Origin of the sequence: Natrinema sp. HArc-T2, from assembly GCF_041821085.1 — an archaeon.
GTDB lineage: Archaea > Halobacteriota > Halobacteria > Halobacteriales > Natrialbaceae > Natrinema.
Map to the genome: position 1 here is coordinate 96,414 of NZ_JBGUAZ010000002.1, position 14,173 is coordinate 110,586.

17 protein-coding genes, 1 tRNA gene and 1 pseudogene are annotated in these 14,173 nt (G+C 61.3%); 9 read left to right on the forward strand and 10 right to left on the reverse strand.

Annotated features, from left to right (window positions below):
- Window positions 1-35: 35 nt before the first annotated feature.
- Window positions 36-590: an HIT domain-containing protein gene (locus ACERI1_RS04850; protein WP_373616951.1), complete on the reverse strand. Its 555-nt coding sequence runs from the start codon at window positions 588-590 to the stop codon at window positions 36-38.
- Window positions 591-838: 248 nt separating this feature from the next.
- Here ACERI1_RS04850 and ACERI1_RS04855 point away from each other — a divergent pair, with 248 nt between their 5' ends.
- Window positions 839-1,039, forward strand: coding sequence for a hypothetical protein (locus tag ACERI1_RS04855; RefSeq protein WP_138778128.1), 201 nt, complete (start codon window positions 839-841; stop codon window positions 1,037-1,039).
- Window positions 1,040-1,158: 119 nt separating this feature from the next.
- Here ACERI1_RS04855 and map read toward each other — a convergent pair whose 3' ends face one another.
- On the reverse strand, window positions 1,159-2,058 hold the full coding sequence (map, locus tag ACERI1_RS04860; protein ID WP_373616952.1) for a type II methionyl aminopeptidase: 900 nt from the start codon (window positions 2,056-2,058) through the stop codon (window positions 1,159-1,161).
- 778 nt (window positions 2,059-2,836) lie between these two features.
- Between map and icd the strand changes: the two genes are divergently transcribed.
- The 3 genes from icd to ACERI1_RS04875 all read left to right on the forward strand — a co-directional run bounded on the left by icd (window position 2,837) and on the right by ACERI1_RS04875 (window position 4,977).
- On the forward strand, window positions 2,837-4,099 hold the full coding sequence (gene icd / locus ACERI1_RS04865) for an isocitrate dehydrogenase (NADP(+)) (protein ID WP_373616953.1): 1,263 nt from the start codon (window positions 2,837-2,839) through the stop codon (window positions 4,097-4,099).
- Window positions 4,100-4,296: 197 nt separating this feature from the next.
- Window positions 4,297-4,734, forward strand: coding sequence for a GNAT family N-acetyltransferase (locus tag ACERI1_RS04870; protein ID WP_373616954.1), 438 nt, complete (start codon window positions 4,297-4,299; stop codon window positions 4,732-4,734).
- Between the two features lie 90 nt (window positions 4,735-4,824).
- Window positions 4,825-4,977, forward strand: coding sequence for a hypothetical protein (locus ACERI1_RS04875; protein WP_373616955.1), 153 nt, complete (start codon window positions 4,825-4,827; stop codon window positions 4,975-4,977).
- Window positions 4,978-5,013: 36 nt separating this feature from the next.
- Here the strand turns inward: ACERI1_RS04875 and ACERI1_RS04880 are convergent, their stop codons facing one another.
- Window positions 5,014-6,381 (reverse strand): NRAMP family divalent metal transporter, encoded by a 1,368-nt coding sequence (locus tag ACERI1_RS04880; RefSeq protein ID WP_373616956.1) that lies wholly within the window; start codon window positions 6,379-6,381, stop codon window positions 5,014-5,016.
- 78 nt (window positions 6,382-6,459) lie between these two features.
- A complete protein-coding gene (locus tag ACERI1_RS04885; protein WP_373616958.1) occupies window positions 6,460-6,798 on the reverse strand; it encodes a cupin domain-containing protein in 339 nt (112 codons plus the stop codon).
- 102 nt (window positions 6,799-6,900) lie between these two features.
- On the opposite strand from ACERI1_RS04885, the gene ACERI1_RS04890 reads away from it, so the two are divergent.
- Entirely contained in the window at window positions 6,901-7,425 is a 525-nt protein-coding gene (locus ACERI1_RS04890) for a DUF5817 domain-containing protein (RefSeq protein ID WP_373616959.1), read from the forward strand.
- A 47-nt stretch (window positions 7,426-7,472) separates the two neighbouring features.
- Here the strand turns inward: ACERI1_RS04890 and hmgA are convergent, their stop codons facing one another.
- The 3 genes from hmgA to ACERI1_RS04905 form a co-directional block, all read right to left on the reverse strand.
- A complete protein-coding gene (gene hmgA / locus ACERI1_RS04895) occupies window positions 7,473-8,699 on the reverse strand; it encodes a hydroxymethylglutaryl-CoA reductase (NADPH) (protein WP_373616960.1) in 1,227 nt (408 codons plus the stop codon).
- A 56-nt stretch (window positions 8,700-8,755) separates the two neighbouring features.
- On the reverse strand, window positions 8,756-9,148 hold the full coding sequence (locus tag ACERI1_RS04900; protein ID WP_373616961.1) for a hypothetical protein: 393 nt from the start codon (window positions 9,146-9,148) through the stop codon (window positions 8,756-8,758).
- A gap of 92 nt (window positions 9,149-9,240) precedes the next feature.
- Window positions 9,241-9,696, reverse strand: a complete 456-nt coding sequence (locus tag ACERI1_RS04905; RefSeq protein ID WP_373616962.1) for a DUF5814 domain-containing protein — start codon at window positions 9,694-9,696, stop codon at window positions 9,241-9,243.
- A gap of 167 nt (window positions 9,697-9,863) precedes the next feature.
- On the opposite strand from ACERI1_RS04905, the gene ACERI1_RS04910 reads away from it, so the two are divergent.
- A tRNA-His gene (locus ACERI1_RS04910) sits at window positions 9,864-9,935 on the forward strand.
- A gap of 176 nt (window positions 9,936-10,111) precedes the next feature.
- Window positions 10,112-10,279: a hypothetical protein gene (locus ACERI1_RS04915; RefSeq protein ID WP_373616963.1), complete on the forward strand. Its 168-nt coding sequence runs from the start codon at window positions 10,112-10,114 to the stop codon at window positions 10,277-10,279.
- Window positions 10,280-10,304: 25 nt separating this feature from the next.
- Here the strand turns inward: ACERI1_RS04915 and ACERI1_RS04920 are convergent, their stop codons facing one another.
- Complete coding sequence (locus tag ACERI1_RS04920; RefSeq protein ID WP_373616964.1) at window positions 10,305-11,165, reverse strand: aldo/keto reductase; 861 nt, start codon at window positions 11,163-11,165, stop codon at window positions 10,305-10,307.
- Window positions 11,166-11,287: 122 nt separating this feature from the next.
- Between ACERI1_RS04920 and ACERI1_RS04925 the strand changes: the two genes are divergently transcribed.
- Window positions 11,288-11,563 carry a zinc ribbon domain-containing protein gene (locus ACERI1_RS04925; RefSeq protein ID WP_373616965.1) on the forward strand — a complete coding sequence of 92 codons (276 nt, stop codon included), beginning with the start codon at window positions 11,288-11,290 and terminating at the stop codon, window positions 11,561-11,563.
- A gap of 192 nt (window positions 11,564-11,755) precedes the next feature.
- Here the strand turns inward: ACERI1_RS04925 and ACERI1_RS04930 are convergent.
- Both ACERI1_RS04930 and ACERI1_RS04935 read right to left on the reverse strand, forming a co-directional pair.
- Window positions 11,756-11,926 (reverse strand): annotated as a pseudogene (locus ACERI1_RS04930) (CopG family ribbon-helix-helix protein); the annotation flags it as partial.
- A 59-nt stretch (window positions 11,927-11,985) separates the two neighbouring features.
- Window positions 11,986-13,215 carry an MFS transporter gene (locus ACERI1_RS04935; RefSeq protein WP_373616966.1) on the reverse strand — a complete coding sequence of 410 codons (1,230 nt, stop codon included), beginning with the start codon at window positions 13,213-13,215 and terminating at the stop codon, window positions 11,986-11,988.
- Between the two features lie 488 nt (window positions 13,216-13,703).
- Between ACERI1_RS04935 and ACERI1_RS04940 the strand changes: the two genes are divergently transcribed.
- The gene (locus ACERI1_RS04940) at window positions 13,704-14,039 is read left to right on the forward strand and encodes a hypothetical protein (RefSeq protein ID WP_373616967.1); all 336 of its coding nucleotides are present in this window, start codon (window positions 13,704-13,706) and stop codon (window positions 14,037-14,039) included.
- Window positions 14,040-14,173 lie beyond the last annotated feature (134 nt).

Below are 14,173 nucleotides of genomic sequence, written 5' to 3' on the forward strand. Positions count from 1 at the left end.
CGATTTCTTGCCGCAAGCGGCCCGTACGACTCGTGTTATTTATCCTCTCCCGACTCGACGACGACAGCGCTGTCCGCGTCGGGGACGGTCGTCCCCTCCTGTGTGGCGAACGCCTCGTGGACGTGCTCGTAGGTTGCCTCGAGTGCTTCGACGATCACCGTGGTATCGCTCAACACCGGCATGAAGTTGGTGTCGCCCTGCCAGCGTGGGACGACGTGGGTGTGTAGATGGTCGTCGATCGAGCCACCTGCCCCATTTCCGAGGTTCAAGCCGGCGTTGAACCCGTCTGGCTCGAGTGCATCCTCGAGCGCATCGAAGGTTCGCTGTTTCAAGCGGGCATGATCGAGGAGAATCTCGTCTTCAAGCGCCGCATACTCGCCGGTGTGTGCGTATGGAATTACCATGGTGTGACCCGGGTTGTACGGATAGTTGTTCAGCATGACGAACGCGTGATCGCTTCGCGCGACGATCAGGTTCTCCCGGTCGGTCTCCTGCTCGGGGAGTTCACAGAAAACACAGTCCTCGATCTCCGTGTTCTTGTTCTCGCGTCTGATCCACTCGATACGCCACGGTGCGAACACCTGCTCCATACAGGTGGTCTCTCGAGGCGTGGTTAAAGGGTTTCAGCTCCGACACCCGCGTCAATCAGTCCGATACACCAAGATAGGAGTCATAGTAGATTACAATTATGTCTTGAAGGGGTATGAGTTACCCGTAAACAGTCGCGAACGCTCTGTGTCGTTTTTTCGACGAAGTTAACGCTGTCTTGCGATTTTGGAGTTGCACGCTGCAAAATGAAGCAGGGGTTTAAGGTAATGCTACGACAGGTAATATGACAATGGCAACGACTGACGATTCCTTTAACGGGATGACCGAGCACTGCGATGAATGCGATCTCGAAACTCTCCACGAGGTGTCCGTTCAGATCCGTACCGAGAGCCTCAAGAAAGAGAACGCACAGTTCTCTCGCGAGCCCTACCGTGTGGCGGAATGTCAACGGTGTGGCAATCGCACGAGTCAGCGGATGAACAACGCCTGACTGACCCCCACGGTTCGATCAACACCGTCCGTTGCTCGGTCTCCCGTGGTCGTCATTTCCTCCACGATTTCTCCCGGTCCGATTCTGCGGTTGCCGATGTCGATCGCCGGTGACTGTCGTTATCGCGCCGTCGTCACTTCGCAGCCGTCCTCGGTGACGATGATCGTATGCTCTTTCTGGCTAACGAGATACCCGTCATCCTCTTTGAGAACGGGGTACCCGTGGACGATGTCGTTTCGCTTGAGTCGACGCAGCGCCATCTCCGGGCGATCCGTCTCGAGCCAGCGCGTCGCAAACGGCAGCGTCCGGAACTCCTCGGTGATCTGCTCGAGCGCGTCGCGGGCCTGCCGGTTGCGAACCGTTCCCTCACGCTGGAGCGAAAAGATCTCCTCGCTTGCGCCCTCGGTTACCTTGCCACCGCCGTCGGTTGCGAACGGCTCGATCGCGACGACGTCGCCGACCTCGAGCGTCGTGCCCTGCGAGACGGCTCGGTTGGGAATGTTCGGACTGGTGTGTTGTTCCCAGTGGCCCAGGCCGTGGCCCGTGAGGTTGACAACGGGGTTGTAGCCGTAGCCGTCGATCACGTCCTCGATTTCAGCACCGATGTCGCCGGTGTTAACGCCCGGCTCGACGATTTCGAGCGCGGCCTCGAGCGCCTGTTCGGAAGCCTCCGCGAGTTCGGGAGTGCCCGACAGGTCGACGGTGATGGCGGTGTCGGCCAGCCAGCCGTCGACGTGGACGCCGATATCTAAGTTGACCATCTCTTCACCGAAGGTCGTCTCGTCACCGATCGATGGCGTCGCGTGGGCAGCCTCCTCGTCGACGGAGATGTTGACGGGAAAGGCGGGCTGGCCGCCGAGTTCCCGAATCCGGTCTTCGGCCCACTCGGCGACCTCGAGTTGGCTCGCGCCAACCTCGACGCGGTCGGCTGCTTCCTCGCGTACCTGGGCGAGGATCTCGCCCGCCTCGCGGTGTTTCTCGTACTGCTCTGACTCGAGGTCGACCTCGGATTCGGCCATGCACCGGGGTTGGTCCGGTCGACAAAAAGAGGTTCCGTCTCCTCGTCGGTCGACGCCAGCGATCGGTGTTCGTACAGGCCGCGACGAGGGCGCTGTCGGCGGGACACTCGGCAGCGTGGCTAACGCGAGAAGAGTACGAGCCGGGAGAGAACATTTCCGCACGACGACCGTTACGGAAGAAATACAGCATAGTTCGCCGTCATCTCCTGAAACGGTCGCCACGGGTTATGTCGGATGCACGCGTCGAATACGATGGCGTGAGAGACGCCACGAACCGAGTGGGTTGTGAGACCGGCTCGAGCAGACGGCTGTCGTGACGAGACCGCGGGCACGAACGGTCCCGGCGGGTGGAACCACTGGTCTCGAAGCGGCGGTCAGCAATGCGGTTTCTCGCTTGCACGCGAAGCAGTTGATGAACGGTGGCACCGATGTACTCACTGCCTATCAACAGGTATCGATCGCCGATCCTCATCCGACAAGCGGAGACGGACGATCAGTTTGCATCGTACAGCCGACAGTAAACGACGTTCGCCGACGGAACACGGCTTGGCATCTCCCCAAATCCTATTTATTGTCGGAGAATAAAATTTTCCACTATTTGTCTTTATACAACCATATCCTACATGATTTACCATCCTATTTTCGCAACCTTGGGCGCTCAAACGCCCGTTTTCGGCAGTTTCACAGAACCGGCACCGAACAAGAATCGGGCAGCTTTTGCCAGTGCGAGACGGAAATGGTAGACCTTTTACCCCCGTCGGCGAACCGTACAGACGAGATGAGCTACGACAAGATCGAGGTCCCCGAGGACGGGGAACAGATCACGCTGAAGGAAGGAACCGAGGACGAGCTCGAGGTGCCGGACAACCCGATCATCCCGATCATCTACGGTGACGGTGTCGGAAGCGACGTCGGCCCCGCCGCACAGAAAGTGCTCGAGGCTGCCGCAGAGGCGACCGGTCGCGACATCAACTGGATGCGACTGTACGCCGGCGAGTCCGCTCGCGAGAAATACGACGAGAACCTGCCCGCCGAGACCGTCGAGGCGATCAAGGAACACCGCGTCGCCATCAAAGGCCCACTGACGACGCCCGTCGGTGCCGGCTTCCGCTCGCTGAACGTCGGCCTGCGCAAGAAACTCGACCTCTACGCGAACGTCCGCCCGACCTATCACCTCGACGGCGTCCCGTCGCCCGTCAAGGAGCCAGGTCAGATGGACATGATCACCTTCCGTGAGAACACCGAAGACGTCTACGCCGGCATCGAGTGGGAAGCCGGGACCGACGAAGTCCAGGAAGTCAAGGAGTTCGTCGAAGACGAGATGGGCGCAACGGGCGTCATCCACGACGGCCCCGTCGGCATCGGTGTCAAGCCGATCACGGAGTTCGGAACGAAGCGACTCGTCCGTGAGGCTATCGACTACGCTCTCGAGAACGACCGCGACTCCGTTACCCTCGTCCACAAGGGTAACATCATGAAGTTCACCGAGGGGCAGTTCCGCGACTGGGGCTACGAAGTCGCAGAAGAGGAATACGGTGACGAGGTCATCACCGAGGACACTCTCTGGGAGGAGAAAGACGGCGAAGCGCCCGACGACGCCGTCGTCGTCAACGACCGCATCGCCGACAACATGCTCCAGCAGATCCTCACCCGCACCGACGAGTACGACGTCGTCGCGACGATGAACCTGAACGGGGACTACATGTCCGACGCCTGTGGTGCCCAGATCGGTGGCCTCGGCATCGCGCCCGGCGCCAACTTCGGTGAGGGCCTGATGCTCGCCGAGCCCGTCCACGGCTCCGCACCCAAGTACGAGGGTCAGGACAAGGTCAACCCGACCGCGATGATCCTCTCGGGCCGCATGATGCTCGAGTACATGGGCTGGGACGACGCCGCCGACCTCGTCCGCGACGCCGTCGAGGAGACCATCTCCTCGGGCAAGGTCACCTACGACCTCGAGCGCCAGCTCGAGGACGCCGAGAAGCTCGCCACCAGCGAGTTCGCTGAGGAAGTCGTCAACAACATCGAGAAACTGGCATAAGCCAGTTTTCGAGCAATCAGACACAACGGTGTCTGATGACATCGAAAAGATCGCATAAAGCGAGCGTTTGAGGAGGCAGAACGCATCTCGTTCTGCCGCTCTCGAAGCCGCGATTTCCGTTTTCTTTGTCTCTACATCGGGAGGCCCACGCGCTGTTCCCGTAACGCTCTCAGCGCCGGCAGGCGTAGCCGCTCGCGATGGACGAACTCGAGGCACAGATCGCTGACACCGAACAGGAACGCGAAGACGCCTTCGCGGTTCGTCACGAAGTATTCGTCAAGGAACAGGGCGTCGACGACACACTGGAGTACGACGCACACGACGCGACGGCGACCCACTTCGTCGCGTACGACGGCGATGAGCCGATCGGCGCAGCACGGCTGCGCGAGTACGAAGATGGGGTCGGGAAGGTCGAACGCGTTGCGGTCCGCGCGTCACGACGCGAAGCCGGCGTCGGTCGGGCACTGATGGAACGACTCGAGCAACACGCAGCGGCAGTCGGGTTCGACACACTGACGCTCCACTCACAGACGCAGGCAGCCGACTTCTATCGCACTCTGGGCTACGAGCGCCGCGGCGCGACGTTCGAGGAGGCCGGCATTCCACACGTCGAGATGCGGAAGTCTCTCGAATAGGGTACGTGACGCTCGAGCGGCGCTGGGACGTGGCGTCTGTCACCCGTCTGACTGAGTTTCAAGTTCTCGTACGTGGCCATCGCTATTGTAATGCCAGTCATTCACACACCAACGAAGGCAGTCGCGGCCACAGTCGCTGCGATGTGGAAAGTCGGTCGGATACTCGTTCCGCTCGGGATCGCGGCCCTCGTCACTGGGCTTGGCCTGCTCGTCTTCTTCGGCGTGGTTGCAACACTGCCATGACGGACCACGCTCGGCCCGACAGTGACGGCGTCCGGGTCAAGCAGTGCTGACGCGGTCCCGAACGTACCGTCCGGCCAGGCCAAGCAGTGCCAGGGCCATTGCGACCGCAAAGGCAACGACGAACGCCGAGAGCGGGTCGGTGATCGTCTCGAGTTCCCCGCGGACGAACTCGCCCGCGAGGACGGCGGCGACGGCAAAGAGCACGAGGCCGCCAAGGTTTGCCACGGTCGAGTTCGTCGTCGGGACGACATCGGGGTCGTTCAGGAGCACGAGGATGACGGCGATAGCGAAGGGGGTGCCGACGAGGCCAAAGGCCAGCGTGAGCACGAGTAACTGGAAGAACGCACCGCCAACGAACGCTCCGACGGCGGAGATGAGCGCAACGGCGGCGACGGCGGCGCGATACCGGCTGTCGTCGGTCGATCGCTCCCAGCCGAGTTTGTCGGCGAGCAGGTACGGCGGGACGATCGTATTCCCACCGAGCGTCGAGACCGCGGCACCGAGCAGGCCCGCGAGGAACACCCAGGTGGCATATTCGCCGGCGACCGGGCCGAGGGTCTGGGCGGCGCTGATGCCGTCGATGGTCGCGGGATCGACGCCGGCTGCCGGGAGCACGCTCGCCGCGACCAGAAAGACCGCGAGGCTGAAAACGCCGAACGCACCCAGCATCGAACTCACGATATCGACGACCGCGGTGTCGGCGTCACGGACGGTCCAGCCGCGGGCGCGCATCGTGTAGCTTTGCATCGTCAACAGCGTGATGTGGACCGCACCGCCAAGGATGCCCGCGGCAACGAGCGCACCATTGACACCTGCAGGAATCGCCGGGACCAGTCCCCCCGCCGCCGCAGCGGGGTCGATCGGGACGACGAACGCGGCTGCAACGAACGTGACGACGACCATCGAGACGAGCACCTTGGCGCCGATCTCCGCGACGCGGTAGCCCCCGCCGGCGAGTCCGAGCGCGAGGATCACGGCCCACGTAATTCCCCAGAAACGCGGATCGGCTAGGACGGCGACCCCGATACCCGCACTCGCGACGATCGTCGCGCTGACCTCGGCTAGCGTCTTCATGATGATCACCTGCGCCAAGCCGGCGGCCAACACGACATCGACCACGAGCACCCAGGCCCAGGTCGATCCCAGATGGCGGTCGACGACCGAGACGATTCCGTCCTCCGTGAGCAGCCCCAGCCGCATGGCGAGATACTGGCCGAGAGCACCCAACACCGCCGAGCAGACGACGACCCACAGCAGGGCGTAGCCAAAGCTCGCGCCCGCGACCAGCAGGCTGCCCATCGTCGCCGGGCCCGCCGCGATCGCACCGGCGAGCCACGTCGGGCCGAGTCGCTCGAGCGCCGTTCCGATCCGTCCACGCTCTACAGACCGCTGTTCGGTTGCCATGCAGGTATCTTACGAACCGGATAGTATAACTCCGTGGTATTCGATAGTGGTGGCGGATAGACACGACGGTTAGCGGGGCTACTCCTGCCAGTTCGGGTTCTCCCGTGGTGGGCTGAAAATGTCGACACCGCGAACAGTCTCGTCACCGCGGTTTTCGGCTGCATGGGGCTGATCACCGGGAATCGCATACGAATCCCCGGGCCCACAGACGAGTTCCTCGTTCTGGACGACGAACACGAGTTCGCCCTCGCAAATGAATCCGGTCTGTTCGTGGGGATGACTGTGTTCCTCGACGACCGCGCCGGGTTCGATCTCGAAATGCTGGACGTTCATCGACTCGGTGCCGGCAAGCAGCGCCAGATGGACGCCATCGGCGGCTTCCGAGGGGTCACTGTCGGTTAGGGAAACGCGTTCCATACGCCTCGAGACGGTGGCAACCGCCTAAAATCCCCACTGGTAGCATTTCACTTCCGCTCCGGTTGCCGAATGTTAAACTGCCGGGACGGCCCATTACCAGCTATGTACGCCGTCGTCGGTTGCAGCGAGTGTTCGAACCTCTGGATCATCGAGGGCCGATCGGAGACGACCCAGTGTCCCCGCTGTGGCGCGCGCAAGGCCTACGAAAAGCGCAAGAAGTTCGTCGAGACCGACGACGCGGCCCACGCTCGCGACGTGCGCGCGTCGATGCTCGCAAACCGGCAGGGAGAGGGTGAAGCGTTCGCTAAACTGGATTCCTTTGCCGAACTCGAGGCCGACGTGGCCGACGGCGTCGTCGACGAGACGGAGTACCTCGAGGAATCCGGGCTGAACGTCGACGAGGTCGAAGCAGCTGGCGACCGCGATCCACGCGGACCGAGTCCGAGCGGCAGCAAACAGGATATCGTAAAGCGGGCGCTCAAGGCCCTCGAGGAACCGACCGAAGACGAGGTCGTCGCGTACGCGGGCGAGCGCGGGGTGTCTGCGGGATACGTTCAGAAGGCGCTCGAGAAACTCATGCGACGCGGGGTCGTCAGCGAAAGTCGCGGGCAGTATCGGCTCCTCTGAGAACGTCGGCTGCTATTCGAGACAGACCCAAGAGAGCAGGAACTCGCTTAGCGACCCAGATCCTCGTGGGCACTCGCGAGATGTCGCGAGGACAGCGCGCCGAGCAGGGAGAGTTCACCTGCGAGCGCGCCGACGGCGATGATCTCGGCGAGCGCGTCGGCGTTCGAGCCCGGTGGGTCGCCACCGCCACGCAGTCCGAGAACCTCGAGCGCTTCGGCCTGTGTGGGCAGTTTCGTTCCGCCGCCGACGGTGCCAACCTCGAGCGAGGCCAGCGAGACGCTGGCGTAGAGGTCGGTAGTGCCGTCCTCGCGCTCGCGGGTGTTCATGGTGGTGATGGTGTTCGCGCCTTCGACGACCTGGGCCTCGTCCTGGCCGGTCGCGAGGAAGGCCGCGCCGACGACGTTTGCGGCGTGGGCGTTGAATCCAAGGCTGCCCGCTTTGGCGCTGCCGATCAGGTTCTTGCGGGTGTTAGCCTCGGCGATCGCGTCGGCGGTGGTATGCAGACGGTCCTCGACGAGTTCGCCGGGGATCACAACGTCGGCGGTCACGGAGCGGCCCCGTCCCTCGACGGCATTGATGGCAGCGGGTTTCTTGTCCGAACAGAGGTTTCCGGAGAGTGCCACGAGCGAGGCAGGGGTTTCGGCCTCGACGACCTCGCAGGCCTCGCCGGTGGCGATCGTGGCCATGTTCATCCCCATCGCATCTTTGGTGTCGTAGGCAAAGCGCAGGTAGACGGAGTCGCCGACGACGTAGGGTTCGACGTCGAGCAGTTCGCCGTGGCTCGTCGTCGACTCGGCGGCGTCGCGTAGCGTCTCGAGGTTGTCCTCGACCCATTCGACTGTTTCTGCGGCCTCGGCGACGCCGTCGACCCGGAAGACCGGCGCGCGGGTCATCCCGTTTTTCGTCACACGCGCGTCCGCGCCGCCCGCCGCGCGGATCACGGCGAGCCCGCGATTGACCGACGCCAGCAACGCGCCCTCGGTCGTCGCCAGCGGCAGGTAGTGGTCGCCGTTGGCCGCACCGCCGTGGACGGAGACAGGGCCGACGACACCCATCGGCACCTGTGCCGCACCGATCATGTTCTCGATGTTCGGCTCCGCCTGCTCGGCGGGGAAGGCGTACTCGCCGACGGTCTCGAGGTCGGCATTGGTCTCGCGTTCGACGAACAATCGACGTGCTTCGGCAGCGGTGTCGTCGTCGGCGTGGTCCTCGAGTTCGTGAATGCGAACGTCGCCGTCGCGGACGCGCTCGGCGAGTTCCTCGGGATCGGTCATGGATGGGTCGAGACGGTCGGCTACCCTAACAGTTGCTGATTCCCCTGAGTTGGGGGTCACCGATCCTGAAAGTCGAACGAGACATCGTCGCTGACGGCGCGATAGCCCGACAGCGCCTCGTAACAAAGGAGAGAGAGCAACGCGCCGGTACCGATCGCCGCAAGCAGCAGATAGCGCGCACCCGCTGCGTCGTCTGCAAGCGCGACCGCGAACGCGGCTGTGGTGACAGCCACAAATCGGAGTCGCGTCCGCGAATGTGTCCCCGCCCCCGTATACGCCAGATACAGCTGTGGAAAGGCGACAGCAACACCACCAGCCAGCAGGAAGGCCACCAGTGGCCCCCCGCCGAGCGCGATCCCAGTCTGTCGCTCGACGACGACCGAGCACGCAACGAGGAGCACGAACGCCAGAAACGAGCCGAAGACGACACGACCCTCCCGATCGATCATAGTGACCGATCACCAGCCGAACAGGTCAAGCTTGTGCTCAGTTGCAGTTTTGGTGGGCCGCCGCCCCGTCAACAGGGAGAGCACGCGGCGACTCAGCGCGCGAGATCCTGCTTCGCCTGCCGAATCTCGTCGTGAGCCTCGCCCGCGCCATCGACGCGGGCAAGCCCCTCGGCGGCCTCGAGCGTGCGGACGGCGTTGTCGAGAAACGAGAGCACGTCGCCCGGATAGGCATACACCATGTATTCGTCCGTCATCACGTCGACGATCGCATCCGGACCTAACCCCTGTGCGCGCAACTCGAGGAGATACTGGATAAACTTCCGCTCTGGGCAGCCACAGTAGGGGTTGTTATCGCAGTCACAATCGAGGAAGTCCTGCGTAAAATCGAGAACCCGATCGCGGGTCGCGTCGTCGAGTTTCTCGAGGCCCTCGCCCTGAAAGAGCATATCGAGCGTCGCCCCTTTGAACGCCCCCTTGGGGATGTTCGTCTCGAGCTGGGAGCTGAGCTGGCGGTGGTTCTTGATGTAGATCTTGTCGGTGATGGCCACGCGTTACCGGTGGTACCGGGTGTGTGCCGAAAAACGTCTCGGTCGTGAGTCACGCGCTCGTGGCCGGTCACCCGCGATCGAAATCGTGCGATACGGAGTCGCACACTCCGATCCCGGAGTCGTAACGTATTTCAGGCCAACCGCGTGTAGAATATGATGTAAGCGCGTCCGGGTTGGGGTAGTGGTTATCCTTCAGCCTTGTGGAGGCTGAGACGCGGGTTCGATTCTCGCACCCGGACTTTCTATTGCGTACCGATCTTCGAGCGGCAGAACTCGTCAGGTGGGAGTCTACAGGCGGTTCGACTTCCACCCGATCTGTTCGGACCGACTCCCGTTCTGGGGCGCTTGGAAACAACCGTAACCCACCCATCTCCGGACAGTATCACCCATACGTGTGGACACGCTATCTCACCCGATGGTCGAGACGAGTGATCCACTCGAATGTGATTCCTGTGATGCGACGGTCCCTGTCGACGAGGCGCGCCGGACGAAGACGATGGGCGGACTGGATCCAACGAAGTGGCAGACACTGTGCTGTCCGTCCTGTGGCTCGCGGCTGCAGACGATCTACGTCGGCGAGTGATAGCTGCCGACTAGTCGCAGGCCGGTCACTCCGCAGCGTCGGTCAGTCGCTGGATTTCCGCATCTGACAGCGACAGTTGCGAGGCAGCAACGTTCGACGAGAGATGCTCGAGATCGGACGTGCCCGGAATCGGGAGCATGACGTCGGCACGCTCGAGCAGCCACGCCAGCGCGACCTGCCGCCGTGTCGCGTCGTAATCTGCAGCGATGTCGTCAAGGAGATCGCCGTGTGCGGCCAGATCATCGCCATCGATCGGTGCCCACGGGATGAAGCCGATGCCGTCGTCGGCACAGATCTCGAGGACCTCCCGACTCCCGCGATCGTTCAGATTGTACCGGTTCTGGACGGTCGCGATTTCGACCTGCTCGCGCGCACGGTCGAGGAGTTCGGCAGAGACGTTACTGACACCGACCTCGTCGACGAGCCCGTCGTCTTTGAGTTCTGCGAACGCCGCGATCGAGTCCTCGAATGGCGTGTCGTCGTCGGGTCGGTGAAACTGGTAGAGGTCGATCGTGTCGGTTTGCAACCGGTCGAGCGAGGTGAGTGCCTGATTGCGAATGTAGTCCGGATCGCCGTGCGCGATCCAGTCGCCCGCGTCGTTGCGCAGCAGCCCCGCCTTGGTCGCGACAACCACGTCGTCTCGGTCGCCGATCGCCTCGCCGATCAACCGTTCGCTGACGGCAGGGCCGTAGGAGTCTGCCGTATCGATGAAGTCGACGCCGCAGTCGACGGCATGGCGGACCACCTCGCGTGCAGCCGTCTCGTCGTTGGGCGCGCCGATAATGTCGTCGCCACAGAGTCGCATCGCACCGAAGCCGAGGCGGTGGACGGTCGTCTCGCCGATTTCGAACGTCTCGCTCTCGTTTGTGATCGAGTCGTGGCTCACAGTTTGAGTACCGGGACATAACGGGAAAGTCGTTGGCGGTTGCGAGCGTCGTCCCGGAACCGCCACTGTTTGGCACTGTGACCAGTGGACAGCACTAAACAGCCAGCGACCGTAACACCCCTATGACCACTCCCGAACAACTCTACGCCGCAGTGGTCATCGGGCTCTTACTCGCTGCGATCGGGATCAGTATCCCGGTGCTCAAAGGGATTTATCGGGACGGCCTCGAGCGACAGTCCGAGAGGCGAAGCAACGATGTCGAGGCGGAGACGGCGATATCAGAGCCAACGGTGTCCGACGACGCCACGGCAGACCGAAGGCGACTCCCGTGTCAGCAGTGCGGCATGGAAAACGATTCCGCGTTTACGTACTGCCGAAATTGTCTCACACCGCTGTGACGTAAGCCAGTAGGAATACGACCCGCTTTGGCGTACCCTCGCACTTCTCATTCCCGTCTACGATTTGCTCGTCCTGTGGCGAATCTCTGACACCGCCGCCGAACACGTAGTGGAAGAGCAGTCCGGTCCAGTTATCGTCCCTCTCTGGATTATTTTCTTCCCCGGTGCGATGTATCTGATCCAGGCTTTCATCCCATCAGTGCCGACGACATCATCCGTCAAGTCCTCGAGTTGTGAATGCGACTCGATGTACTCCTGCATCGCTTCACGGACTGCCCGTGACCGATTGGCAAGTCCCTCGTCTTGCCAGACCTGGTCGAACTCTTCGACGACTGCATCTGGAATATTGAAGCTCGTTCGCATAGATTTCTGTTCGTCACCCTTGTACAAGAGTTCTGAGTAGAGCGATCTCCGGTTCGGTACTAACTCGGTCCTCGTTCGATAGGTGTCTCCCAGAGCAAGATTCCTGTAGAACTAATGATGAGGATGACACCAGCCACAGCGAGAGCGAACAATGGAGTGACGATGTCGGAGATGATGCCACTCCCGAGTTGGAAGGGGACAACTGCGAGTCCGCTGACCATCGCCATGGCGCTGAGAACAGTCGCACGTCCCATCGTCTCAATACGATCGTTGATATACTGGCTAGCGAACGACCGCGTCACATCAGAAAGCCCGCGAACCAGCAGGAACGTCGGCAAGGCAAGAGCCGGGACGAAATACATCCCCACCAGTGCCCCGCCGACGACGAAGGGCAGCCCCAGAAACCACATTCGCAGTCCGAGACGGTCGCGAATCGCACCAGTGTAGTAGCTCAATCCTGCGCCGAAGAGACTATACGCCGCGTAGAACCATCCGAGCAGTGATTTAACCTGCGTCTGCGACACACCAAAGTCGAGAACGACTGTCTCGAAAATCGGTTGGAGAAACACGAACACGAGGTACGTCACCGCCGCATAGAGAACGTAATAATACAGAACGAACGCCCGTATGTTACGCTGTGAGACCGTCCGACGGATCATCGAGAGTGTCCGCCGAAAACTCAGTCCCGTGGTGTCGGCTTGTTCATACGTTTCAGGTTCGTCGATCGTCAGGAGGACGAACACGCCGATTGCCGTCACTGTGGCAGCCACGAACCACGGATACGACAGGTCAATACTCCCGAGATAGCCACCGATGATCGCCGCACCTGCGCCAATCGCCAGTGAAACGGACTCTCCCCGCCCACGGACGTGCGCAAACTCGTCTTCCGAGAGGTCATCGGTGAGCGTATCGTACAGCCAGGCATCTTCGCTTCCCGAGCGGAAGTTGTAACCTGTCGACCAGCACACGTACAGGGCCGTGAGTGCCCAGAAGGAACTAGATAGCCCGATTCCGAGCAGTGTGAGTGAGATGAGGACGGTTCCAATGAGGAGACTGTTGCGCCGACCAACACGGTCACCGATATAGCCTGTCGGAATCTCTCCCAGCAGCGTCGTCAGATTGTATACCGCTTCGAGGATGGCGATCTGTGTAAAGGTGAGCCCTTGGGCGAGAAAGAAGAGATACATAATTGGCCGGTAAAACTCGACCGCTTTTGTCGATTTGTAGAGATAATATTTCAGGATGCTCGGAGAGGGAAGAGCAGAAGAATTCCGGGACGGAACAGCCATATCGGATATGGATACCCCTGAAAAATGGTTGTTGTGTTATGATCAGCCTGGTGTTTCGTAATACTGCTGGACCGAACAGGAAGAGCTGTTCGTCAGTGTCCAAGAGTGAGAGTCGATTTGAAGCAGTTCCCGCTTACTAAGCGGTCCAAACTACGCCTAATTCTTTTTAAATAGTCATTCTTGTCCGCTACATACTCGAGTTCCATTGGAACGTTTTCACGGAGATGTTTGGTAATAGTGACGTCGTTAGCGGACTTCAATCGATTCAGGATTGAGTGAGGCATCAAGAACTGTCGAGAACTCGTGTAGCTCATCGAAGTAGCGACTGTTGATGCCGACCGCGCGCGCCGCACGTTGATCAACGATTGATAGCGCTCGAATTCGATGTTCGATCCTTGGACGTGTAGATTCACACCTTCCTCGAGATCGTCGGGTACGGAGATCGTGCTACCGCCCTTGCTCCGCATTCCCTGCCAGCGCGGCGCGATGTGAGTGCGGAACGACCGTTCACCGACGATATCGTCACCACTCTCTACGTTGAGTTCGAATTCGCGCCTCTCTGCGAGACGGAACTCGGTTCCAGTCGGGAGCTGGTCTCCCGGATGCTCGAGACCGGAGTCTCGATAGGACAGCGTCACCTGCCACGGCTCGCCCTTGAATGCGAACTCGGCGTGCTGACTTCCGTCACCGTCCTTGATCCGACGGTCGCACGCGAAGAACGGATCGAGACCGTGCTCTGCGAAGAGGAAGTGAGCCGCGAACTCGTGGGGCGCGGTCTCGATCAGTTGCACCCGCGCTCACCCCCCTTGCAAGCAACGGCATAGAGACTACTGAGTAGGGGGTTTGTCGTTCCGGCATGTAAACCGAGAAGGGAGTGCCGCCTTCCGGATTGTGAACCTCGCCGAGACGTGCTCGCTTCGCTGCGCACGACTCGTCTGGTTCAAATCCTCGCAAGCAG

What these genes read in the sequence shown, in the direction of transcription:
- ACERI1_RS04850 (WP_373616951.1), bottom strand. Translation starts at nt 590, where the DNA reads ATGGAGCAGGTGTTCGCACCGTGGCGTATCGAGTGGATCAGACGCGAG.
- ACERI1_RS04855 (WP_138778128.1), top strand. Translation starts at nt 839, where the DNA reads ATGGCAACGACTGACGATTCCTTTAACGGGATGACCGAGCACTGCGAT.
- map (WP_373616952.1), bottom strand. Translation starts at nt 2,058, where the DNA reads ATGGCCGAATCCGAGGTCGACCTCGAGTCAGAGCAGTACGAGAAACAC.
- icd (WP_373616953.1), top strand. Translation starts at nt 2,837, where the DNA reads ATGAGCTACGACAAGATCGAGGTCCCCGAGGACGGGGAACAGATCACG.
- ACERI1_RS04870 (WP_373616954.1), top strand. Translation starts at nt 4,297, where the DNA reads ATGGACGAACTCGAGGCACAGATCGCTGACACCGAACAGGAACGCGAA.
- ACERI1_RS04875 (WP_373616955.1), top strand. Translation starts at nt 4,825, where the DNA reads ATGCCAGTCATTCACACACCAACGAAGGCAGTCGCGGCCACAGTCGCT.
- ACERI1_RS04880 (WP_373616956.1), bottom strand. Translation starts at nt 6,381, where the DNA reads ATGGCAACCGAACAGCGGTCTGTAGAGCGTGGACGGATCGGAACGGCG.
- ACERI1_RS04885 (WP_373616958.1), bottom strand. Translation starts at nt 6,798, where the DNA reads ATGGAACGCGTTTCCCTAACCGACAGTGACCCCTCGGAAGCCGCCGAT.
- ACERI1_RS04890 (WP_373616959.1), top strand. Translation starts at nt 6,901, where the DNA reads ATGTACGCCGTCGTCGGTTGCAGCGAGTGTTCGAACCTCTGGATCATC.
- hmgA (WP_373616960.1), bottom strand. Translation starts at nt 8,699, where the DNA reads ATGACCGATCCCGAGGAACTCGCCGAGCGCGTCCGCGACGGCGACGTT.
- ACERI1_RS04900 (WP_373616961.1), bottom strand. Translation starts at nt 9,148, where the DNA reads ATGATCGATCGGGAGGGTCGTGTCGTCTTCGGCTCGTTTCTGGCGTTC.
- ACERI1_RS04915 (WP_373616963.1), top strand. Translation starts at nt 10,112, where the DNA reads ATGGTCGAGACGAGTGATCCACTCGAATGTGATTCCTGTGATGCGACG.
- ACERI1_RS04925 (WP_373616965.1), top strand. Translation starts at nt 11,288, where the DNA reads ATGACCACTCCCGAACAACTCTACGCCGCAGTGGTCATCGGGCTCTTA.
- ACERI1_RS04935 (WP_373616966.1), bottom strand. Translation starts at nt 13,215, where the DNA reads ATGGCTGTTCCGTCCCGGAATTCTTCTGCTCTTCCCTCTCCGAGCATC.